At 65.0% G+C, this 23,059-nt stretch carries 20 protein-coding genes; 18 read left to right on the plus strand and 2 right to left on the minus strand.

The window, feature by feature from the left end; genetic code table 11:
- Positions 1–34: 34 nt before the first annotated feature.
- Positions 35–1,906 (plus strand): ABC transporter ATP-binding protein, encoded by a 1,872-nt coding sequence (locus AABM56_RS13960; RefSeq protein ID WP_133861035.1) that lies wholly within the window; start codon positions 35–37, stop codon positions 1,904–1,906.
- Here the strand turns inward: AABM56_RS13960 and AABM56_RS13965 are convergent.
- Entirely contained in the window at positions 1,861–2,478 is a 618-nt protein-coding gene (locus AABM56_RS13965; protein WP_347883405.1) for a hypothetical protein, read from the minus strand. The two genes, AABM56_RS13960 and AABM56_RS13965, sit on opposite strands and share 46 nt — an antisense overlap.
- Before the next feature lie 172 nt (positions 2,479–2,650).
- Between AABM56_RS13965 and queD the strand changes: the two genes are divergently transcribed.
- Together queD and AABM56_RS13975 are read left to right on the plus strand one after the other, a co-directional pair.
- Positions 2,651–3,007, plus strand: coding sequence for a 6-carboxytetrahydropterin synthase QueD (queD, locus tag AABM56_RS13970; RefSeq protein WP_347883406.1), 357 nt, complete (start codon positions 2,651–2,653; stop codon positions 3,005–3,007).
- Positions 3,008–3,089: 82 nt separating this feature from the next.
- Positions 3,090–4,556: an inorganic phosphate transporter gene (locus AABM56_RS13975; RefSeq protein ID WP_133861038.1), complete on the plus strand. Its 1,467-nt coding sequence runs from the start codon at positions 3,090–3,092 to the stop codon at positions 4,554–4,556.
- A gap of 423 nt (positions 4,557–4,979) precedes the next feature.
- Here the strand turns inward: AABM56_RS13975 and AABM56_RS13980 are convergent, their stop codons facing one another.
- Complete coding sequence (locus AABM56_RS13980; protein ID WP_280306473.1) at positions 4,980–5,189, minus strand: hypothetical protein; 210 nt, start codon at positions 5,187–5,189, stop codon at positions 4,980–4,982.
- Between the two features lie 423 nt (positions 5,190–5,612).
- Between AABM56_RS13980 and AABM56_RS13985 the strand changes: the two genes are divergently transcribed.
- The 15 genes from AABM56_RS13985 to nuoH all read left to right on the plus strand — a co-directional run bounded on the left by AABM56_RS13985 (position 5,613) and on the right by nuoH (position 23,055).
- Positions 5,613–7,844: an NADP-dependent isocitrate dehydrogenase gene (locus AABM56_RS13985; RefSeq protein ID WP_347883407.1), complete on the plus strand. Its 2,232-nt coding sequence runs from the start codon at positions 5,613–5,615 to the stop codon at positions 7,842–7,844.
- A gap of 128 nt (positions 7,845–7,972) precedes the next feature.
- Positions 7,973–8,425: an NUDIX hydrolase gene (locus AABM56_RS13990; RefSeq protein WP_280306471.1), complete on the plus strand. Its 453-nt coding sequence runs from the start codon at positions 7,973–7,975 to the stop codon at positions 8,423–8,425.
- A gap of 1 nt (position 8,426) precedes the next feature.
- Positions 8,427–9,536 (plus strand): tRNA 2-thiouridine(34) synthase MnmA, encoded by a 1,110-nt coding sequence (gene mnmA, locus AABM56_RS13995; RefSeq protein WP_347883408.1) that lies wholly within the window; start codon positions 8,427–8,429, stop codon positions 9,534–9,536.
- Positions 9,533–10,153, plus strand: a complete 621-nt coding sequence (gene hflD, locus AABM56_RS14000; protein WP_347883409.1) for a high frequency lysogenization protein HflD — start codon at positions 9,533–9,535, stop codon at positions 10,151–10,153. The genes mnmA and hflD overlap by 4 nt, the downstream gene beginning before the upstream one ends.
- An 87-nt stretch (positions 10,154–10,240) precedes the next feature.
- Entirely contained in the window at positions 10,241–11,611 is a 1,371-nt protein-coding gene (gene purB, locus AABM56_RS14005) for an adenylosuccinate lyase (RefSeq protein ID WP_347883410.1), read from the plus strand.
- A 58-nt stretch (positions 11,612–11,669) separates the two neighbouring features.
- Complete coding sequence (locus AABM56_RS14010) at positions 11,670–12,848, plus strand: cupin domain-containing protein (protein WP_347883411.1); 1,179 nt, start codon at positions 11,670–11,672, stop codon at positions 12,846–12,848.
- 12 nt (positions 12,849–12,860) lie between these two features.
- Positions 12,861–13,391 (plus strand): histone acetyltransferase HPA2, encoded by a 531-nt coding sequence (locus AABM56_RS14015; RefSeq protein ID WP_347883412.1) that lies wholly within the window; start codon positions 12,861–12,863, stop codon positions 13,389–13,391.
- Complete coding sequence (locus tag AABM56_RS14020) at positions 13,388–14,149, plus strand: secretin N-terminal domain-containing protein (protein WP_347883413.1); 762 nt, start codon at positions 13,388–13,390, stop codon at positions 14,147–14,149. The genes AABM56_RS14015 and AABM56_RS14020 overlap by 4 nt, the downstream gene beginning before the upstream one ends.
- A gap of 259 nt (positions 14,150–14,408) precedes the next feature.
- Positions 14,409–14,822, plus strand: coding sequence for an NADH-quinone oxidoreductase subunit A (locus AABM56_RS14025; RefSeq protein WP_347883414.1), 414 nt, complete (start codon positions 14,409–14,411; stop codon positions 14,820–14,822).
- 10 nt (positions 14,823–14,832) lie between these two features.
- Entirely contained in the window at positions 14,833–15,507 is a 675-nt protein-coding gene (locus tag AABM56_RS14030; RefSeq protein ID WP_007158886.1) for an NADH-quinone oxidoreductase subunit B family protein, read from the plus strand.
- 51 nt (positions 15,508–15,558) lie between these two features.
- Positions 15,559–17,343, plus strand: a complete 1,785-nt coding sequence (gene nuoC, locus AABM56_RS14035) for an NADH-quinone oxidoreductase subunit C/D (RefSeq protein ID WP_309740159.1) — start codon at positions 15,559–15,561, stop codon at positions 17,341–17,343.
- A gap of 2 nt (positions 17,344–17,345) precedes the next feature.
- Positions 17,346–17,846, plus strand: coding sequence for an NADH-quinone oxidoreductase subunit NuoE (nuoE, locus tag AABM56_RS14040; RefSeq protein ID WP_187979635.1), 501 nt, complete (start codon positions 17,346–17,348; stop codon positions 17,844–17,846).
- On the plus strand, positions 17,843–19,192 hold the full coding sequence (nuoF, locus tag AABM56_RS14045) for an NADH-quinone oxidoreductase subunit NuoF (RefSeq protein WP_347883415.1): 1,350 nt from the start codon (positions 17,843–17,845) through the stop codon (positions 19,190–19,192). The genes nuoE and nuoF overlap by 4 nt, the downstream gene beginning before the upstream one ends.
- Before the next feature lie 138 nt (positions 19,193–19,330).
- Positions 19,331–22,048 (plus strand): NADH-quinone oxidoreductase subunit NuoG, encoded by a 2,718-nt coding sequence (gene nuoG / locus AABM56_RS14050; protein ID WP_347883416.1) that lies wholly within the window; start codon positions 19,331–19,333, stop codon positions 22,046–22,048.
- On the plus strand, positions 22,045–23,055 hold the full coding sequence (gene nuoH, locus AABM56_RS14055; protein WP_133861053.1) for an NADH-quinone oxidoreductase subunit NuoH: 1,011 nt from the start codon (positions 22,045–22,047) through the stop codon (positions 23,053–23,055). Before nuoG ends, nuoH begins: the two co-directional genes overlap by 4 nt.
- The last annotated feature ends 4 nt before the right edge of the window (positions 23,056–23,059 follow it).

Genomic DNA, 23,059 nt, shown 5'->3' on the forward strand with positions numbered 1-23,059 from the left:
TGCGAGACGCCGTCTCCCCCCACAAGGACCCCGCATGATCTTTCGCCGCTTCGAACGCATCATCGATGCGTTTCGGGAAGCCCCCGATGAAATGCCGCCCACTGGGATCGGCGCCTTCTATCTCCACTTTCTCAAGCAAGCCTGGCCGGCCTTCGCCCTGCTGCTGGCAGTGGGGCTGATCGGCGCCCTCGTCGAAGTCGCCCTGTTCAACTTCATCGGCCAGATCGTCGACCTCGCGGGCAGTGCGCCCAACAGCACGGTGTTCTTCCAGGAACACGGTGGGACCCTGATCTGGATGGCGGTGGTCACCCTGGTCATCCGGCCCCTGTTCATCAGCCTGCACGACCTGCTGGTGCACCAGACCATCACCCCCAGCCTCACCACCCTGATCCGCTGGCAGAACCATCGCTACGTGCTCAAGCAGAGCCTGGGCTTCTTCCACAGCGACTTCGCCGGGCGCATCTCCAGCCGCATCATGCAGACCGGTGTTTCCCTGCGCGACTCGGCGGTGCAGGCGGTGGACGCGATCTGGCACGTGCTGATCTTCGCCGTCACCTCGCTGATCCTGTTCGCCCAGGCCGATGTCTGGCTGATGGTCCCGCTGATCCTCTGGATCATCGGCTATGTCATCGCCCTCTGGTATTTCGTGCCCCAGACCAAGGAGCGTTCGGCCATTGCCTCCGAAGCCCGCTCGCAGCTCTCCGGGCGTATCGTCGACGGCTACACCAACATCTCAACCCTCAAGCTGTTCTCCCACTCGGCCCAGGAGGAGCAATACGCCCGGCAGGCCATGGAAGAGCAGACCGAAAAGGCCGAGAGTGCTGCCCGGCTGATCACCGCCATGGGCGTGACCATCGCCATCCTCAGCGGCTTCCTCATCGCCGGCACCACGGGCCTCGCCCTCTGGCTCTGGCACCAGGGCGTCATCTCGGTGGGGGCCATCGCCCTGGCCACCGGCCTGGTAATCCGCATCAACAGCATGTCCGGCTGGATCATGTGGGTGGTCAACGGCATCTTCGAAAACATCGGCATGGTGCAGGACGGCATGAGCACCATCGCCAAGCCGCGCCAGGTCGGCGACGCCGAGGACGCCAAGCCGTTGCAGGTGACCCGGGGCGCGGTGCTGTTCGAGGACATCGCCTTCCACTACGGCAAGGGCGCCGGCATCATCGAAGGCCTGACCCTCGACGTGGCCCCGGGCGAGAAGATCGGCCTGGTCGGCCCTTCGGGCGCCGGCAAGTCGACGCTGATCAACGTGCTCTTGCGCCTCTATGACCTGGAAGGCGGTCGCATCCTGGTAGATAGCCAGGACATCGCCCACGTCACCCAGGAAAGCCTGAGGTGCCAGATCGGCGTGGTTACCCAGGACACCTCGCTGCTGCACCGTTCGATCCGCGAGAATCTCCTCTACGGTCGTCCCGAAGCAACTGATGAAGAGCTGCACGCCGCCCTGCGCAAGGCCAAGGCCGACGACTTCATTGCCCGCATCACCGACGCCCATGGCCGTACCGGGCTGGATGCCCAGGTGGGTGAACGCGGGGTCAAGCTCTCCGGCGGTCAGCGCCAGCGCATCGCCATCGCCCGTACCCTGCTCAAGGACGCGCCGATCCTGCTGCTGGACGAAGCCACCTCCGCCCTCGACTCCGAGGTGGAAGCGGCGATCCAGGAAAGCCTGGAAACCCTGATGGAAGGCAAGACGGTGATCGCCATCGCCCACCGGCTGTCGACCATCTCGCGCATGGATCGCCTGGTGGTCATGGAGCGCGGCCAGATCGTCGAGATGGGCTCCCACGACGAGCTGATCGCCTACAACGGCCTCTATGCCCGTCTATGGCGCCACCAGACCGGCGGCTTCGTCGGTCATGGCGTGCCGGGCAGGCAGCGGGTGCGCAGCAGCTCCAGCTGATGCTGCTGGTCCAGGCCCGGATAGAAGCCTTCGATCTTCTGCAGCCCACCCAGCCAGCTGCGCTTCTCCACCACGCAGTCGAACATCGGGCAGGCGGCCTGCCCGGTCTTGCCGCAGTCCTGGTAGTAGCCGAGGCGCTGGCTCTTCTGCGCCGTACCCTGGAACGGACCCTGGCGTTCCTGCAGCACATAGAAGTCGATATCCGCGGCGCTGCGATGATTCTCCCATTGGAACGCCAGGGTGCTGGGATAGAAGAGCACCAGCAGGCCCGCCAGCAGCACCCAGAGAATGCCGGCCGTCACCGGCAGCGGCAGCCGCGAACGGAAGCGGCGGCCACCGCGGATGATCAGCGCCGTCACCACCGTAACCAGCGCCAGGGCGATGCACAGCGATGGCAGGCCGGTGATGACCTGCCCCGCTACGCCAATGTCCAGGCCGCTGGGCGACGGTACCGTCCGATAGCCGATCTCCACACGCTCCCAGCCCACCTGATTGCCGATCAGACCAACTAGACCAAAGACCGCGGCCAGGCCAAGGAGCACCCAGAAGGTACGGGGATTGCTGCTGCGCATAGGGATTCTCGTCCGGACAAAGACCGGGAGACTGCCTAAGCCCACCGGCGAAGGCAAATCGGAATTCCGCCGGTTCCGGCGCCCGCCGCCGCAGGTTCGGCAAGCCGCTGTCGAGCTGATAGACTGCCGCCCCGCAGCCGCCACACACCGTGGCCCAACGCGAGTGGTTATCGTGGAAATTTTCAAAGAATTCGTTTTCGAAGCCGCACACTTCCTGCCCAATGTTCCGGCCGGGCACAAGTGCGGTCGTCTCCATGGGCATTCCTTCAAGGTAGGCCTGCACATCGAGGGTCCCATCGATCCCCATACCGGCTGGGTGCGGGATTTCGCCGACATCAAGGCCGTCTTCAAACCCCTGTACGAGCGTCTCGACCATCATTATCTGAACGACATCCCGGGCCTCGAGAATCCCACCAGCGAAGTGCTCGCGCGCTGGATCTGGCAACAGCTCAAGCCTCTGCTACCCGAGCTCAACCAGGTTCGCGTCCACGAGACCTGTACCTGCGGCTGCATCTACCGCGGCGACTAATTCGCCCCTCCCATTCAAGGTGGCGATGGCGGCAGTCATTTTTCTGCCATAATTCGCGCCTGCCAACTGTCGACGTATCCCCATGTTCGAACTTTTCAGCGGACTCCATGCCTGGGTCGCCATCAGCCTCGTCTTGGCCCTGGCCTTTGTGCTGGCCTTTGAATTCATCAACGGCTTTCACGACACCGCCAACGCCGTCGCCACGGTGATCTACACCAAGGCGATGCCACCGCACCTCGCGGTGTTCTTCTCCGGCATCTTCAATTTCCTCGGTGTGCTGCTCGGTGGTGTCGGCGTCGCCTACGCCATCGTCCACCTGCTGCCGGTCGAACTGCTGATCAACGTCAACACCGGCCATGGTCTGGCCATGGTGTTTTCGCTGCTCGCCGCGGCCATTACCTGGAACCTGGGCACCTGGTACTTCGGTATCCCCGCCTCCAGCTCCCATACCCTGATCGGCTCCATCCTCGGTGTCGGCGTGACCAACGCCCTGCTGACCGGCCTGCCGGTGAGCGAAGGCGTGAACTGGCAGAAGGCGATCGACATCGGCCTGTCGCTGATCTTCTCGCCGCTGGCCGGCTTCGCCGTCGCCGGCCTGCTGCTGCTCGCCCTCAAGCGCTGGCGGCCGCTGTCGAAGATGCACAAGACCCCGGAACAGCGCCGCGAAGTGGATGCCAAGAAGCACCCGCCCTTCTGGAATCGCCTGATGCTGGTCCTCTCGGCCATGGGCATGAGCTTCGTGCACGGCTCCAACGACGGCCAGAAAGGCATCGGCCTGATCATGCTGGTGCTGATCGGCATCGTCCCGGCCAAGTTCGTGCTGGACCTGGACAGCACCACCTACCAGATCGAGCGCACCCGCGATGCGGCCATCCACCTGGGCCAGTTCTACGAGCGCCAGGGCGACAACCTCAAGGACTTCCTCGCCGAAGTGCCCGGCAATCGCGACCTGCCCCAGGAATTCCGCTGCGCCCCGCACATGACCGTGCCGACCCTGCAGGCACTGCTGGCCGATCTGGAAGGCATCACCGACTACCGCGCCATGAGCGACGACCATCGTCAGCAGGTGCGCCGCTACCTGCTGTGCCTGGACGACACCGCCAAGAAGGTGAGCAAGCTGCCGGTGCTGACCGCGCGCGATCGCGACGACCTCAGCCGCCTGCGCAAAGACCTCACCAGCACCACCGAATACGCGCCCTTCTGGGTCATCATCGCGGTCGCCCTGGCGCTGGGCATTGGCACCATGGTCGGCTGGCGCCGCGTGGTGCTCACCGTGGGCGAGAAGATCGGTCGCCAGGGCATGACCTATGCGCAGGGCGTCAGCGCCCAGGTGACGGCCGTGGCCGCCATCGGCATGGCCAACGTCTTCGCCCTGCCCGTCTCCACCACCCACGTGCTGTCCTCGGGCGTCGCCGGCACCATGGTCGCCAACCGCAGCGGCCTGCAGGGCAGCACGGTGCGCAATATCCTCATGGCCTGGGTCCTGACCCTGCCAGCCTCCATGGCTCTCTCCGCCGGTCTGTTCTGGCTGGCCCACCTGTTCCTGTGACCCGTACCGACCGGGCCCCGCGCGAGCGGCGCCCGGTCGGACCCCTCGTCGGGAAAGCCCGAACAGGATAGTTATTGACGAGTCTACTGAAATGTGTCCCAGCAGAAACACCTTTCCGAGACAGCCGTACGGTGAACGTCAATGACTCCTGCGACCTACATCCTTCTCCTGGTACTTGGCTGGCTAGCCCTGGCGCTGGCCATACTCTGGGCCATGCTGCGTCTGGCACGCCGCGCCAGACCCGTGGCGACGTCCGCGCCCAGGGCGCTGCCCACGGCCATGCCCACCTCCCCCGTGAGTCCAGGCAAACACCTGGTCTGCTAGCGATGCGGACGTGACGAGGCCACCTCGACACCTGGGCAGTGCGTGGGGAAAAAGTAAGATTCTTATTGTTTGAAAGGAAGGGATTCGAACCGACGCGAATCAGGTGAGCAGGGTATTTTCCTGAGCGCTGCGGCTCATCTGCTCGAGGATCTGGTCTTGCTGCTGCGGGGTCAGGGTATCCCAGCAGTGATGCTTGACGAACAGCCCGGCGCCAAAGGCGACGTACAGCGACAGGGCGACGATGACGAGCGTTTCCAGCCCGACGATGGCCCAGGAACGACTCTTGGACGTGTTGTCCTTGGTTTTCATAACGACCTCATCAAATTAAGAGGGGCAATAGTTTAGTCCCTTAAGCAACTGCCGTGCAGCGCCAGCCGTCGAATGGTCAAGCCTCTTGACCTGAATCCCCGATGTGGCTGTTCGCTTCTGTCGGATCGATCGCGCTGGCAACATTTCCCCATGGCCCAGCCACAGCGGTGCGAATGCACGCCAGGCGCCGCGCTGGTATACTCCGCCGACTGACGGGTCGCTGCAGGCCCTGCCGGTTCCGCTGGCTGTATCGGCCGATCCCGCAATTTCCGCAGCGACGCTTTGTCGCATCGCACGTCCATCGCCGCCGCGCCTGTCGCGCGGCCCGATAACGCCTTCTTGGGGCGTCTATCGACTCAAGGGTCGATCCTCGCTCGCCCGGCTTCGCGCCACAGCTGTGATAAAGAGGAGTTAAAGCAAGACATGTCCACCACGTCGAAGATCATCTACACCCTGACCGACGAAGCGCCCGCCCTCGCGACCTATTCGCTGCTACCCATCGTCGAGGCCATCACCGCCTCCTCCGGCGTCGCCCTCGAAACCCGTGACATCTCCCTTGCCGGCCGCATCATCGCCCTCTTCCCCGAGTACCTGAAGGAAGAGCAGCGCATCTCCGACCACCTCGCCGAACTCGGCGAACTGGCCACCACTCCCGAAGCCAACATCATCAAGCTGCCCAACATCAGCGCCTCGGTACCGCAGCTCAAGGCCGCGATCAAGGAACTGCAGGGCCAGGGTTACGCCCTGCCGGACTATCCGGACGAGCCCAAGGACGACCAGGAAAAGGACGTCAAGGCGCGCTACGACAAGGTCAAGGGCAGCGCCGTGAACCCGGTCCTGCGCGAAGGCAACTCCGACCGCCGCGCACCGTTGTCGGTCAAGAACTACGCCCGCAAGCACCCCCATCGCATGGGTGCCTGGAGCGCCGACTCCAAGTCCCACGTCGCCCACATGGACGCCCATGACTTCTATGGCAGCGAGCGCTCGGCCACGATCGAGAATGCCGGCAGCCTGAAGATCGAACTGATCGGCAAGGACGGCAGCAGCAAGGTCCTGAAAGAGAAGACCGCGGTCAAGGCCGGCGAGATCGTCGATGCCTCGACCATGAGCCGCAAGGCCCTGCAGAGCTTCATCGCCGCCCAGATCGAAGACGCCAAGGCCAAGGGCGTGCTGTTCTCCGTGCACCTGAAGGCCACCATGATGAAGGTCTCCGACCCCATCATGTTCGGCATCATCGTCGGCGAGTTCTACAAGGACGTGCTGGCCAAGCACGAAGCCGCCCTGAAAGAAGCCGGCTTCGATCGCAACAACGGCATCGGCGACCTCTACGCCCGCCTGTCCAGCCTGCCGGAAGCCACCCAGGCCGCCATCAAGGCCGATTTCGACGCCCAGTACGCCCAGCGTCCGGCGCTGGCCATGGTCAACTCCGACAAGGGCATCACCAACCTGCACGTGCCGAGCGACGTCATCGTCGACGCCTCCATGCCGGCCATGATTCGTGACTCCGGCAAGATGTGGAACACCGAAGGCAACCTGCAGGACACCAAGGCCATCATCCCCGACCGCTGCTATGCCGGCGTCTACCAGGTGGTGATCGAGGACTGCAAGCAGCACGGCGCCTTCAATCCCAGCACCATGGGCAGCGTACCCAACGTCGGTCTGATGGCGCAGAAGGCCGAGGAATACGGTTCCCACGACAAGACCTTCCAGATCCCCACCGACGGCACCGTGCGCGTGACCGACGACCAGGGCAAGGTGGTCTTCGAGCATCCGGTCGAGGCCGGTGACATCTGGCGCATGTGCCAGACCAAGGACGCGCCGATCCAGGACTGGGTCAAGCTCGCCGTCAACCGTGCCCGCGCCAGCGGCACCCCGGCGATCTTCTGGCTGGACCAGAACCGCGCCCATGATGCTCAGGTCATCGCCAAGGTCGAGCGCTACCTCAAGGACCATGACACCAACGGTCTGGACATCCGCGTCCTGTCGCCCGAGGAAGCCACCCGCGTGTCCCTGGAGCGCATCCGCAAGGGCGAGGACACCATCTCGGTGACCGGCAACGTCCTGCGCGACTACCTGACCGACCTCTTCCCCATCATGGAACTGGGTACCAGCGCCAAGATGCTGTCCATCGTCCCGCTGATGAACGGCGGCGGCCTGTTTGAGACCGGCGCCGGCGGCTCCGCGCCCAAGCACGTCCAGCAGTTGGTGCAGGAAAACCACCTGCGCTGGGATTCCCTGGGCGAATTCCTGGCCCTGGCCGAATCCCTGAACCACCTGGGCGAAACCACCGGTAACGCCAAGGCCAAGATCCTCGCCAAGACTCTGGACCAGGCCAACGGCCAGTTCCTCGACAGCAACAAGTCGCCGTCGCGCAAGACCGGTGAACTGGACAACCGCGGCAGCCACTTCTACCTGGCGCTGTACTGGATCCAGGCCCTGGCCGAGCAGAGCGAAGACGCCGAGCTCAAGGCCCAGTTCGCGCCAGTGGCCAAGTCGCTGACCGCCGACGAAGCCAAGGTGGTCGCCGAGCTGAACGGCGTCCAGGGCCAGGCTGTGGACATCGGTGGCTACTACCACCCCGACCAGACCAAGACCAGCCAGGCCATGCGTCCGAGCGCCACGCTCAACGCCGCCCTGGAACAGCTCAAGGGCTGAACCTGAAGGCTGCGTCCGCAGCCAGAAAGGTTGATTCGGCGAACCCCGGCCTTGGCCGGGGTTCGCTGCATTTGGGACCGGCAAAGCTTAAGGCGTATACTGCGCGATTACCGATAGCGGAGTCCGAGATGGATTGGCACGCCCACGTCACCGTGGCCACCGTGGTGGAAGACGCCGGTCGCTTCCTGCTGGTGGAAGAAGAGAAGCAGGGTCGCCTGGTGCTCAACCAGCCGGCCGGGCACCTGGAGCCGGGCGAGAGCCTGATCGAGGCGGCGCACCGCGAGACCCTGGAAGAAACCGCCTGGCAGGTGGAGATCCAGGGCGTGATCGGCATCGGCCTCTATGTGGCGCCAGCCAATGGCGTCACCTACTACCGCACGGCCTTCCATGCCCGCCCCCTGGCCCACGAACCCGGGCGCGCCCTGGACGCCGACATCACCCGCGCGGTGTGGCTGACGCTCGACGAGATCCGCGCCGAACAGGCACGGCTGCGCAGCCCCCTGGTCCTGGACGCCATCGAGAAATATCTGGACGGCCACCGCTATCCCCTGTCGATGATCGTAGATATGAGAGGTTTTTGAAGTGAACGGCACCCGCGTCATCGTCGGCATGTCCGGCGGAGTGGATTCCTCGGTCTCGGCCCTCTTGCTCAAGGAGCAGGGCTATCAGGTCGAGGGCCTGTTCATGAAGAACTGGGACGAGGATGACGGCACCGAGTACTGCACCGCCAAGGAAGACCTGGCCGACGCCCAGGCGGTCTGCGACCGCATCGGCATCAAGTTGCACACGGCCAACTTCGCCGCCGAGTACTGGGACCACGTCTTCGAGCACTTCCTCGCCGAATATAAGGCTGGCCGGACGCCGAATCCGGACATCCTCTGCAACCGCGAGATCAAGTTCAAGGCCTTCCTCGACTACGCCCTGGCCCTGGGCGCCGACCTGATCGCCACCGGCCACTATGTGCGTCGTCGCGATGTCGACGGCCAGACCCTGCTGCTCAAGGGCCTGGATGCCAACAAGGACCAGAGCTATTTCCTCCACGCCGTGGGCGGCGAGCAGCTGGCGCGCACCCTCTTCCCGGTGGGCGAACTGGAAAAGCCCGAGGTCCGCGCCATCGCCGAGCTGCATGGCCTGGCCACCGCGCGCAAGAAGGACTCCACCGGCATCTGCTTCATCGGCGAGCGCCGCTTCAGCGACTTCCTCAAGCAGTACCTGCCGGCTCAGCCGGGCGACATCGAGACCACCACCGGCGAGGTCATCGGCCGCCACCACGGCCTGATGTACCACACCATCGGCCAGCGCCAGGGCCTGGGCATCGGCGGCATGAAGGACGCCGGCGACGATCCCTGGTACGTACTGAGCAAGGACCTGACGCGCAACGTGCTGATCGTTGGCCAGGGCAATGCCCACCCCTGGCTGTTCGCCGAGTCCCTGACCGTCGGCGAGATGTTCTGGGTCAATGACCTGGAGCTCGCCCAGCCGCGCCGCCTCACCGCCAAGGTTCGCTATCGCCAGCAGGACCAGCCCTGCCGGATCGAGCGCCAGGGCGCCGGCTACCGGGTGGTCTTCGACGAACCCCAGCGCGCCGTGACCCCCGGCCAGTCGGTGGTCTTCTACGACGGCGATGTCTGCCTGGGCGGCGGCGTGATCGAACACTACCAACCCGCTTGCGCCGAGGCGCCCGCCACATGAATCGTACCCAGGAACAACTCATCGCCCTGGGCGGCGTCTTCCAGGCCGCCCTGCTGGTGGACCAGCTGGCGCGCACCGGCCAGGTCGCCGAAGAACCCCTGGCCTGCCTGCTTGGCAGCCTGCTGGTACGGGATCCGGGCAGCACGCTGGACGTCTATGGCGGCAGCGTCGCCCCCCTGCGCGAGGGCCTGGGTGCCCTCTCCAGCACCCTGGAGCGCAATCCCAACAGCCTGCAGCGCGAGCCCCTGCGCTATGCCCTGGCGATGACCGCCCTGGAACGCAAGCTGGAGAAGCGCGGCGACCTGCTCGACCTCATCGGCCGGCGCCTCACCCAGATCCAGTCCCAGGTCGAACACTTCGGCGTGGCGCACGAGAACGTCATCGCCGCCTGCGGTGGCCTCTACGAGGACACCCTGAGCACCTTCAAGCAGCGCATCCAGGTGCACGGCGAGACGCGCTACCTGCAGCAGTCCGCCACCGCCTCGCGGGTGCGCGCCCTGCTGCTGGCCGGCATCCGTTCCGCCCGCCTGTGGCGCCAGCTCGGCGGCCATCGCTGGCAGCTGGTGCTCAATCGCCGCAAGCTGCTCGACAACCTCTATCCCCTGCGCAACGGCTGATCCCGGACTGGCCGGCGGCGGTACTACAGCCCCGGCCTTTGCGTGTAGAATTCCGCCCCTTTCTCCCCCGCTACCAAGAGAATGCCCATGCAGCTCTCCTCGCTCACCGCCGTATCGCCCATCGACGGCCGTTACGCCGGCAAGACCGCCGCCCTGCGCCCCATCTTCAGCGAATTCGGCCTGATCCGTTTCCGCGCCCAGGTCGAGGTTCGCTGGTTGCAGCGCCTGGCCGCCCACACCGGCATTCCCGAGGTCGCCCCCTTCTCCGCCGAGGCCAATGCCCTGCTGGACAAGCTGGCCACCGAGTTCAGCGTCGAGCAGGCGCAGCGGGTCAAGGACATCGAGCGCACCACCAACCACGACGTCAAGGCCATCGAGTACCTGCTCAAGGAAGAGGTCGCCGACCTGCCGGAACTGGCTGCGGTGAGTGAATTCATCCACTTCGCCTGCACCTCCGAGGACATCAACAACCTGTCCCATGCGCTGATGCTGCGCGAAGGTCGTGACCAGGTGCTGCTGCCGCTGATGCGCCAGATCGCCGGCGAGATCCGTGCGCTGGCCCACCGCTTCGCCGACGTGCCCATGCTCTCGCGCACCCATGGCCAGCCCGCCTCCCCCACCAGCCTGGGCAAGGAACTGGCCAACGTGGTCTATCGCCTGGAGCGCCAGATCGAGCAGATCGCCGCCGTCCGCCCGCTGGGCAAGATCAACGGCGCCGTGGGCAACTACAACGCCCACCTGTCCGCCTACCCGGACGTCGACTGGGAAGCCAATGCGCGCACCTTTATCGAAGGCGATCTCGGCCTGACCCTGAATCCCTACACCACCCAGATCGAGCCGCACGACTACATCGCCGAGCTGTTCGACGCCATCGCCCGCTTCAACACCATCCTGATCGATTTCGACCGGGACATCTGGGGCTACATCTCCCTCGGCTACTTCAAGCAGAAGACCGTGGCCGGCGAGATCGGCTCCTCGACCATGCCGCACAAGGTCAATCCCATCGACTTCGAGAATTCCGAAGGCAACCTGGGTATCGCCAACGCCATCCTCCAGCACCTGGCCAGCAAGCTGCCGATCTCCCGCTGGCAGCGCGACCTGACCGACTCCACCGTGCTGCGCAACCTGGGCACCGGCCTGGCCCACGGCGTGATCGCCTACGAAGCCACCCTCAAGGGCATCAGCAAGCTGGAACTCAACGCTGCCCGCATCGCCGAAGACCTGGACGCCTGCTGGGAAGTCCTGGCCGAGCCGGTGCAGACCGTGATGCGCCGCTATGGCGTGGCCAACCCCTACGAGAAGCTCAAGGAGCTGACCCGTGGCAAGGGCATCAGCGCCAGCGCCCTGCAGGATTTCATCGACGGCCTGGAGATCCCCGAGGCCGCCAAGGCCGAACTGCGCCAGCTGACCCCGGCCGGCTATATCGGCAACGCTGCCGAACAGGCCCGTCGGGTCTGAAGATCATCCTTTTTCTACGCCCGGCCTCGCCGGGCGTTTTTCATTGCGCGAGGTGTGCATGAACCCGGATCAACCCCTGCAACTGCTCGGCGGCCTGACCGCCCGAGAATTCCTCCGCGACTACTGGCAGCAGAAACCCCTGCTGATCCGCCAGGCCCTCCCGGACTTCCAGAATCCCCTGGAGCCCGACGAACTGGCCGGCCTGTCGCTGGAAGAGGAAATCGAATCCCGTCTGATCATCGGCCAGGACCAGACCTGGGAGCTGCGCCGCGGCCCGCTGCCGGAAGACACCTTCGCCGGCCTGCCCGAGCGGGACTGGACCCTGCTGGTGCAATCGGTCGACCAGTTCGTGCCCGAGGTGGCGGAGGTGCTGGAATCCTTCCGCTTCCTGCCCAACTGGCGCGTCGACGACATCATGGTCAGCTATGCCGCCCCCGGTGGCGGTGTCGGCCCCCACTACGATCACTACGACGTCTTCCTGCTGCAGGGCCATGGCCGCCGCCGCTGGCGCATCGGCCAGCAATGCACCGCCGACAGCCCGCTGATCGACGGCCTGGAGCTGAAGATCCTCGCCGATTTCCAGCAGACCGACGAATGGGTCCTGGAACCGGGTGACATGCTCTACCTGCCGCCGGGCCTGGCCCATGACGGCATCGCCGAAGACGAGTGCATGACCTACTCCATTGGCTTCCGCGCGCCCAGTGCCGGCGAAGTGCTTACCCACTTCACCGACTTCCTCGCCCAGTTCATCCCCGAGGACGAGCGCTACAGCGACGCCGGTTGCGCGCCGGCCAGCGAGCATCCGGCGGAGATCCCGCCCGAGGCCATCAACCGCCTGCGCGGCCTGATGGAACGCCACCTGAGCGATGATCGCCTGCTGCTGGCCTGGTTCGGCCAGCACATGACCGAGCCGCGGTACCCGGAGCGGGTCGCCGGGGAAAACCTCAGCGCCAAGCAGCTGCGCAAGGAACTCGACGAAGGCGCACTGCTGATGCGCAACCCCAGTGGCCGCATCGCCTGGAGCCGCCTGGAAGACGAGGTGATGGTCTTTGCCAGCGGTCAGAGCCGCCTGCTGCCCATGCGACTGCAACCGCTGCTCGACCTGCTATGCTCGGCGGAGGTCCTGCACGAGGCCAATCTCGCGCCCTGGCTGCAGGACGACGATGCCATGCGCCTGATCCGCGAACTGCTCCAGCAGGGCAGTCTGATCTTCGCCGGAGAAGACGACGACGAGTGATAGGGAGCCGCCGTGGACGAGTCCTTTGCCGATCTGACCCTGGGCATCCTGCCCGAACCCCAGCTCGGCCAGGACCTCGCCCTGCGCCTCGAAGGCCTGGACGCCCTGCGTGAGCACAGCGTCCGTCTCATCGCTCAAGCCAGTCGCCAGCTGTGCCTCCAGACGCCCGATCTGGAAGCGCCCCTCTACGACAACCTCGACGTCGAGGCGGCGATCAAGCACTTGCTGCTGGGCCATCCGCGGCATCAGGTACGCATCCTGATCAACGACAGCGCCAGTGCCGTGCGCCAGGGGCATCGACTCATCGCCCTGGCGCAGCGCCTGACCAGCAATCTGCTGATCCGGCGGCTACCGGCCGATCGGCAACCGGAAGGCAGCTGCCTGATCGTCGACGACCAGGCCCTGCTGCGCCGCACGGGCAGCGCCCCCACCGGCTTCGTCCGCTATGGCGACCGTGTCGCCGTCAAGGTCCAGCAACAGGTCTTCGATCGTCTCTGGGCCATCAGCCAGCCGGATCAGGAATTGCGGAGGATGGTGCTGTGAAGGGCTTGCTGGCGCTCTTGCTGCTGTTGACGGCCACCGCCTGGGCCACGCCTCGTACCGAGGTCATTCCCCTGCAGTACCGCACCGCCGACGATCTCCTGCCCACCCTGCAAGCCGTCCTCGGCGGCGAAGGCAAGGTCAATGTCTATGGCAACCAGCTGATCGTCAACGCCGAGCCGGCCAAGCTCGCCGAGATCAAGAATCTGCTGGCCCAGCTGGATACCCAGCCGCGGCGCCTGCTCATCACCCTGGCTACCCGCGCCGGCAGTTCGGGTGCCAGTCAGGGATACTCGGTAAACGGCAACGTACGCTCGCCCCAGGTGCGCATCATCGAGGACAGCACCGACCAGCGAGAGGATGGCGCCCAGCGCGTCCAGGTCACCGAGGGCTATCCTGCCTTCATTCGCTTCGGCGAAGACGTCCCGGTCACCACCTACCAGACCTCCCCCTATGGACAGAGCTACGCTCAGACCGATTACCGCCGTCTCGAACGGGGGTTTCAGGTCACCGCCCGTCTGAGCGGCAACCTGGTGCATCTGGACATCAGCAGCGTCGATGACCGCGCCGCGGCCATGCGCCCGGGCGCGGTGCAGACCCAGAGCGCCGCCACCCGCATCAGCGGCCCCCTCGGGCAATGGCTGGATCTAGGGGGCTTCCGGCAGCAGGTCGAGGGCGACCAGAACGGCCTTACCCGCTACTACTCGACCGAGGGTCATGATGACCGCCAGTTGAGCATTCGCGCCGACCTCATCGACTAACCAACCGGCGAACGGGAGAACTCTCGCGGCGCTTGGCAATCTAGGCTTCAGAAGAACATAAAAGTTTATTTGAGAATAATTCTTATATTCATTCTCAAATGAATCTGAAGTTCTGTTTAGTTTGATTCAAAGCAGTCCAATAGAATCTTTTTGGACCAATAAATTTACAGAATGAATCGATAGAGCATAAAATCTGTCTGTCTTGCGACACCGTGTCGCACTGATAGCGCCTGATACCCAATAATTAAGGATTCAAAGCATGTCTGAGTCGATCAGCCTACTGACCCACAACTGGAGCTTCGCGGTATTTCTCCTGGGCGTGGTTGGTCTGATCGCCTTCATGCTCGGAGTCTCGAGCCTGCTCGGCAGCAAAGCCGTGGGCCGTAGCAAGAACGATCCCTTCGAGTCCGGCATCGTCCCCACCGGGGGTGCCCGTCTCCGTCTCTCTGCCAAGTTCTACCTGGTCGCGATGCTCTTCGTGATCTTCGACGTCGAAGCCCTCTTTCTCTTCGCCTGGTCGGTGTCCATCCGTGAATCGGGATGGGCCGGCTTCGTGGAAGCCTCCATTTTCATAGCAATTCTGTTGGCGGGTCTTGTCTACCTGTGGCGAATCGGAGCGCTCAATTGGGCGCCTGCGAGCCGTCGCGAGCGGCAGGCGAAGTCGAAACAATGAGGCTTTGGCAATGCAATACAATCTCACCCGGATCGATCCCGATGCGGCAGTAGACCGCTATCCGGCCGGCCAACGGGAAACCGTAGCCGACCCTGTGGAAAGTCAGGTCAACCGCAGCATCTTCATGGGCAAACTTGAGGATGTCCTGCGGGGCGCGGTCAATTGGGGGCGCAAGAATTCCCTCTGGCCGTACAACTTCGGCCTGTCCTGCTGCTATGTGGAAATGACCACCGCCTTCACGGCGCCCCACGACATCGCCCGCTTCGGCGCCGAAGTCATCCGGGCATCGCCGCGTCAGGCCGACTTCATGGTCATCGCCGGCACACCCTTCATGAAGATGGCCCCGGTCATCCAGCGCCTGTACGAGCAGATGCTGGAACCCAAGTGGGTGATCTCCATGGGCGCCTGCGCCAACTCCGGCGGTATGTACGACATCTACTCGGTCGTTCAGGGCGTGGACAAGTTCCTGCCCGTCGACGTCTATGTGCCCGGCTGCCCGCCTCGCCCCGAAGCCTTCCTGCAGGGCCTGATGCTCCTGCAGGACTCCATCGGTGAAGAGCGCCGCCCCCTTTCCTGGGTGGTGGGCGACCAGGGTATCTATCGCGCCGAGATGCCTTCGCAGCGCGAGCAGAACCGCGAGCGCCGCATCCAGGTCACCAACCTGCGCAGCCCAGACGAAGTGTAAGTCCCCTTCGGGACCTGCACGCTGACGACGATCGATTAGCGACGGAACATCATGACCGCAGACACCGCTCTGTCCGCCTCTGCGCCCGCCCCTGCCGGCGATGCGTCGGTGGTTGGCGAACTCCAGGGCCAATTCGGCGCCGACGCCTTGACCCTGCAAGACACCCGTACCGGCATGCCGGTGATCTGGGTGGCGCGCGAAAGAATCATCGAAGTACTGCGCTTCCTGCGCAACCTGCCCCGCCCCTACGTCATGCTCTATGACCTGCATGGCGTGGACGAGCGCCTGCGGACTCACCGCCGCGGCCTGCCCAACGCAGACTTCACCGTCTTCTACCACCTGCTGTCCATCGACCGAAACAGCGATGTGATGCTCAAGGTGGCCCTGTCCGCCAATGACCTGCGCCTGCCCACCGCCACCGGCATCTACCCCAATGCCAACTGGTACGAGCGGGAAGTGCTGGACATGTACGGCATCCATTTCGACGGCCACCCGCTGCCCAAGCGCATGCTGATGGCCGACAACTGGCAGGGGCATCCGCTGCGCAAGGACTATCCGGCGCGGGCTACCGAATTCGATCCCTATGCGCTGAACGCCGCCAAGCAGGATCTCGAGCAGGAGACCCTGAGATTCAAGCCCGAAGAATGGGGCATGAAGGAACATGCGGAGAATTCCGACTACATGTTCCTCAACCTGGGTCCGAACCACCCTTCCGCCCACGGTGCCTTCCGCATCATCCTGCAGCTGGACGGCGAAGAGATCGTCGACTGCGTGCCGGAGATCGGCTACCACCACCGGGGCGCCGAGAAGATGGCCGAGCGCCAGTCCTGGCACAGCTACATCCCCTACACCGACCGGATCGATTATCTGGGTGGGGTGATGAACAACCTGCCCTACGTCCTTTCGGTGGAAAAGCTCGCCGGCATCAAGGTGCCGTCGCGGGTCGACTTCATCCGCGTGATGATGGCCGAGTTCTTCCGCATCAACAGCCACTTGCTGTACCTGGGCACCTATATTCAGGACGTCGGTGCCATGACCCCGGTGTTCTTTACCTTCACCGACCGTCAGCGTGCCTACAAGGTCATCGAGGCCATCACCGGCTTCCGCATGCACCCGGCCTGGTTCCGTATCGGTGGCGTCGCCCACGACCTGCCGCGCGGCTGGGACAAGCTGGTCCGCGAATTCCTCGACTGGATGCCCAAGCGCCTGGACGAGTACGAAAAGGCCGCGATGAAGAACAGCATCCTCATCGGCCGGACCAAGAACGTCGCCGTCTACAACACCAAGGAAGCCCTGGAGTGGGGTGTCACCGGCCCCAACCTGCGCGCCACCGGTCTCGATTTCGACCTGCGCAAGGCCCGCCCCTACTCCGGCTACGAGAACTTCGAATTCGAAGTGCCCATCGCCCACAATGGCGACTGCTACGACCGCGGCATGCTGCGCGTCGAGGAGATGCGCCAGAGCCTGCGCATCATCGAGCAGTGCCTGCAGCACATGCCCGAAGGCCCGTACAAGGCGGATCACCCGCTGACCACGCCGCCGCCCAAGGAGCGCACCCTGCAGCACATCGAGACCCTGATCACCCACTTCCTGCAAGTGTCCTGGGGTCCGGTGATGCCGGCTGGCGAAGCCTTCCAGATGATCGAGGCGACCAAGGGCGCCAACAGCTACTACCTGACGAGCGATGGCAGCACCATGAGCTACCGCACCCGCATCCGGACGCCGAGCTTCCCGCACCTGCAGCAGATCCCGGCCGTCATCCGCGGCAGCATGGTGTCCGACCTGATTGCCTATCTGGGCAGTATCGACTTCGTCATGGCCGACGTGGACCGCTGAGCATGAGCACCGAAACCCTGATCCAAACCGACCGTTTCGTCCTGAGCGAAACCGAGCGCTCGGCCATCGAGCACGAGATGCATCACTACGAGGACCCGCGCGCGGCGTCCATCGAAGCCCTGAAGATCGTCCAGAAGGAACGTGGCTGGGTGCCGGATGGCGCCATCTATGCCATCGGCGAGGTGCTGGGCATTCCCGCCAGCGACGTCGAGGGCGTGGCGACCTTCTACAGCCAGATCTTCCGCGTGCCGGTCGGTCGGCACATCATCCGCGTTTGCGACAGCATGACCTGCTACATCGGCGGCCACGAATCCGTGGTCGGCGAGATCCAGCGCCAGCTGGGCATCGGCCTGGGCCAGACCACCACCGACAGCCGCTTCACCCTGCTGCCGGTCTGCTGCCTGGGCAATTGCGACAAGGCCCCGGCGCTGATGATCGACGACGACACCCATGGCGATGTCCAACCTGCGGGCGTGGCCAAACTGCTGGAGGGATACGCATGAGACTGACCTCCTTCGGGCCTGCCAACAGCATCGCCCGTACTCCCGAGACCCATCCCCTGACCTGGCGCCTGCGTGAAGACGGCGCCCCGGTCTGGCTGGAGGAATACCAGGCGAAGAACGGCTACGCCGCGGCGCGCAAGGCGCTGACCGAGCTGGCGCCGGACGCCATCGTCCAGGAAGTCAAGGACTCCGGCCTCAAGGGCCGCGGCGGTGCGGGTTTCCCCACCGGCGTGAAGTGGGGCCTGATGCCCAAGGACGAATCCCTCGATATCCGCTACCTGCTGTGCAACGCGGACGAGATGGAGCCCAACACCTGGAAGGACCGCCTGCTCATGGAGCAGCTGCCGCACCTGCTGGTGGAAGGCATGCTGATCAGTGCCCGGGCGCTCAAGGCCTACCGTGGCTACATCTTTCTGCGTGGCGAATACGTCGATGCCGCCGCCAACCTGCGGCGCGCCGTGGAAGAAGCCAAGGCCGCCGGCCTGCTGGGCAAGAACATCCTGGGCAGCGGCTTCGACTTCGAGCTGTTCGTCCACACCGGCGCCGGTCGCTACATCTGTGGCGAAGAGACCGCGCTGATCAACTCCCTGGAAGGCCGCCGCGCCAACCCGCGCTCCAAGCCGCCCTTCCCCGCCGCCGTCGGCGTCTGGGGCAAGCCCACCTGCGTCAACAACGTCGAGACCCTGTGCAACGTGCCGGGCATCGTCGCGGGTGGCGTGGACTGGTACAAGAGCCTGGCCCGCGAAGGCAGCGAAGACATGGGCACCAAGCTCATGGGCTTCTCCGGCAAGGTGAAGAATCCCGGCGTCTGGGAACTGCCCTTCGGCATCACCGCCCAGGAGTTGTTCGAAGACTATGCTGGCGGCATGCGCGACGGCTTCACGCTGAAATGCTGGCAGCCCGGTGGCGCCGGTACCGGCTTCCTGTTGCCCGAGCACCTCTCGGCGCAGATGTACGCCGGCGGCATCGGCAAGGTCGGCACCCGCATGGGCACCGGCCTGGCCCTGGCCGTGGACGACAGCGTCAACATGGTCTCGCTGCTGCGCAACATGGAAGAGTTCTTCGCTCGCGAATCCTGCGGCTGGTGCACCCCCTGCCGCGACGGCCTGCCCTGGAGCGTCAAACTCCTGCGCAGCCTGGAGAAGGGCGAAGGCCAGCAGGGCGATCTCGATACCCTCCTGCAACTGGTCAACTTCCTCGGCCCGGGCAAGACCTTCTGTGCCCACGCACCGGGCGCCGTCGAGCCCCTGGGTAGTGCCATCAAGTATTTCCGCGAGGAGTTCGAGGCCGGTGTGCGCAAGGCGCCCAGCGAGCCTCGTCCGACTGCTTCCGCGACCGTGATCTGAGGACCGGTCCTTCGGGACCGCTCCCATCGCTTTCTGGCCGGGCTCGACCCGGCCGGCGCTGCCACTGGCGACCGCCAGGGCAGCGCGAACGTTTTCCCATTAGCCAGACCCGCCCTGCGCGGGTGAGAAGAAAACCCTATGGCCACTATCCATGTAGACGGCAAGACGTACGAGGTCGACGGGGCGGACAACCTCCTCGAAGCCTGCCTGTCCCTGGGGCTCGACATCCCCTATTTCTGCTGGCACCCGGCGCTGGGCAGCGTCGGTGCCTGCCGCCAGTGCGCGGTGAAGCAGTTCGCCGACGAGAATGACACCCGCGGGCGCCTGGTCATGTCCTGCATGACCCCGTCCAGCGACAAGACCTACATCTCCATCGAAGACGCCGAAGCCAAGGAATTCCGCAGCTCGGTCATCGAATGGCTGATGACCAACCATCCCCACGACTGTCCGGTCTGCGAAGAAGGTGGCCACTGCCACCTGCAGGACATGACAGTGATGACCGGCCACAACAAGCGCCGTTATCGCTTCACCAAGCGTACTCACCAGAATCAGGACCTTGGCCCGTTCGTCGCTCACGAGATGAACCGCTGCATCGCCTGCTATCGCTGCGTGCGCTACTACAAGGACTATGCCGGCGGTACCGACCTGGGCGTCTATGGCGCCCATGACAACGTCTATTTCGGCCGCGTCGAGGATGGGGCCCTGGAGAGCGAATTCTCCGGCAACCTGACCGAGGTCTGCCCCACCGGGGTGTTCACCGACAAGACCCACTCCGAGCGCTACAACCGCAAGTGGGACATGCAGTTCGCCCCGAGCATCTGCCATGGCTGCTCCTCGGGCTGCAACATCAGCCCCGGCGAGCGCTATGGCGAACTGCGCCGCATCGAGAACCGCTTCAACGGTTCGGTCAACCAGTACTTCCTCTGCGACCGTGGCCGCTTCGGCTATGGCTATGTCAATCGCAAGGATCGTCCGCGCCAGGCCCTGCTGAAGGATGGCAGCCTGGAGACCGGTATCGACGCCGCCCTGGATCGTGCCGCCCTGCTGCTGCGCGGCAAGAAGGTGATCGGCATCGGTTCGCCGCGTGCCAGCCTGGAAAGCAACCACGCCCTGCGCGAGCTGGTCGGCGCCGACAACTTCTCCAGCGGCATGAGCGCCCGTGACCTGGCCAACGTCCGCCTGGTGCTGCAGGTGCTCAAGGCCAGCCCCCTGCCCGTCCCCACCCTGCGCGCCATGGAGAAGCACGATGCCGTCTTTGTCCTCGGCGAAGATCTGACCCAGACCGCGGCCCGTCTGGCGCTGTCCCTGCGGCAGTCGGTCAAGGGCAAGCCTGAGGCCATGGCCGCGGCGCAGAAGATCCAGCCCTGGCTGAATGCCGCCGTGCAGAACATCGGCCAGAGCGAGCGCAATCCGCTGTTCATCGCCAGCGTCGCCGCAACCCGCCTGGACGACGTCGCCGACGCCCGCCTGCATGGTTCGCCGCTGGAACTGGCCCGTTTCGGCCATGCCGTGGCCCATGCCATCGACGCCAGCGCCCCGGCCGTCGACGGCCTGAGCGACCAAGTCGCCGAGCAGGCGCGCCTGCTGGCCGAAACCCTGCTGGCGGCCGAACGCCCGCTGGTAGTGTCCGGTACCTCCCTGGGTGAGCCGGCACTGATCGAGGCCGCCGCCAACCTGGCCAAGGCCCTGGCCGCCAAGGGCAAGGCCGGCTCCCTGAGCCTGGTGGTGCCCGAAGCCAACAGCCTGGGCCTGGCGCTCTACGGCGGCGAGTCCGTCGAAGACGCCTTCGCCGCCCTGGAAAACGGCCAGGCCGACGCCCTGGTGGTGCTGGAGAACGACCTCTATCGCCGCGCCCCTGCCGAGCAGGTGGATCAGGCCCTGGCCCGCGCCCAGGTGCTGGTGGTGCTGGATCACCAGCGTACCGCCACCGCCCAGCGCGCCGACCTGGTGCTGCCGGCGGCCAGCTTCGCCGAAGGCGACGGTACCCTGGTCAGCCAGGAAGGTCGCGCCCAGCGCTTCTTCCAAGTCTATGAGCCGAGCTACTACGATCCCTCCAGCCTGATCCGCGAGGGCTGGCGCTGGCTGCACGCCCTGCGCAACACCCTGGACAACCGTCCGGTGGACTGGACCCAGCTGGACCACGTCACCGACGCCGTGGCCACCGCTGCGCCGCAGCTGGACGGTATCCGCGATGCTGCGCCCAACGCCAGCTTCCGGGTGAAGGGTCTCAAGCTCGCCCGCGAACCGCATCGCTACAGCGGCCGCACCTCCATGCGCGCCAACCTCAGCGTGCACGAGCCGCGTGCGCCTCAGGATGCCGATACCGCCTTCGCCTTCTCCATGGAAGGCTATGCCGGCAGCGTCGAACCGCGTCAGCAAATTCCCTTCGCCTGGTCCCCGGGCTGGAACTCGCCTCAGGCCTGGAACAAGTTCCAGGACGAGGTGGGTGGTCACCTGCGCGCCGGCGATCCGGGCGTGCGTCTGATCGAGTCCCAGGGCGATCGCCTGACCTGGTTCGCCGTGCCGACCGCTGCCGTACGCAGTGCCGAGTCCGGCTTCCAGGCCGTGCCGCTGTACCACCTGTTCGGTAGCGAAGAGACCTCTTCCCGTGCCGAACCGGTACGCGAGCGCATCCCGGCCGCCTATGTGGCGCTGGCCAAGGCTGATGCCGACCGCCTGGGCGTCAACGAAGGCGCCCTGCTGCGCCTGCAGGTCGCTGGTCAGGAATTGCGCCTGCCGCTGCAGATCAAGCCCGAGCTGTCGGCGGGTCTGGTCGGCCTGCCCGCCGGCTTCGAAGGGATTCCGGTGGACTTCGCCGGCCTCAGCGTGGAAGGACTGCAGGAGGCCGCGGCATGACCTGGCTCACCCCCACCCTCATCGCCGTGGTGATCGGCATCCTCAAGGCCATCGTCATCCTCCTGGCGGTGGTCATCTGCGGGGCGCTGCTGAGCTTCGTCGAACGGCGTCTGCTGGGACTCTGGCAGGACCGTCACGGCCCCAATCGGGTCGGTCCCTTCGGCGCCTTCCAGCTTGGCGCCGACATGCTGAAGATGTTCTTCAAGGAGGACTGGACGCCGCCGTTCGCCGACAAGATGATCTTCGCCCTGGCGCCGGTAATCGCCATGGGCTCGCTGCTGGTGGCTTTCTCGGTCATTCCGATCACCCCCACCTGGGGCGTGGCGGACCTGAACGTCGGCCTGCTGTTCTTCTTCGCCATGGCCGGCGTCAACGTCTATGCGGTGCTCTTCGCCGGCTGGGCGAGCAACAACAAGTTCTCGCTGCTGGGCGCCATGCGCGCCTCGGCCCAGACCCTCTCCTACGAGGTGTTCATGGGTCTGTCGGTGATGGGCATCGTCGCGGTGACCGGTTCCTTCAACATGAGGGATATCGTCGAGGCGCAGCATCAGGGCTGGTGGTTCATCATTCCCCAGTTCTTCGGCTTCTGCACCTTCTTCATCGCCGGCATCGCCGTTACCCACCGTCACCCCTTCGATCAGCCGGAGGCCGAGCAGGAGCTCGCCGACGGTTACCACATCGAATACGCGGGCATGAAGTGGGGCATGTTCTTCGTCGGCGAGTACATCGGCATCGTGCTGATCTCGGCGCTGCTGGTGACCCTGTTCTTCGGCGGCTGGCACGGTCCCTTCCTGGACACCCTGCCCTGGCTGTCGTTTTTCTGGTTCGCCCTGAAGACCGCCTTCTTCATCATGATCTTTATCCTGCTGCGCGCGTCCATTCCGCGTCCGCGCTACGACCAGGTAATGGCCTTCAGCTGGAAGTTCTGCCTGCCCCTGACCCTGATCAACCTGCTGGTGACCGGCGCGGTGGTGCTCTATAGCGCCTCGCCGGCCATCGGCCAGTGAGGTA

The organism is Pseudomonas aestiva, from assembly GCF_039908605.1.
Classification (GTDB): Bacteria; Pseudomonadota; Gammaproteobacteria; order Pseudomonadales; family Pseudomonadaceae; genus Chryseomonas; species Chryseomonas aestiva.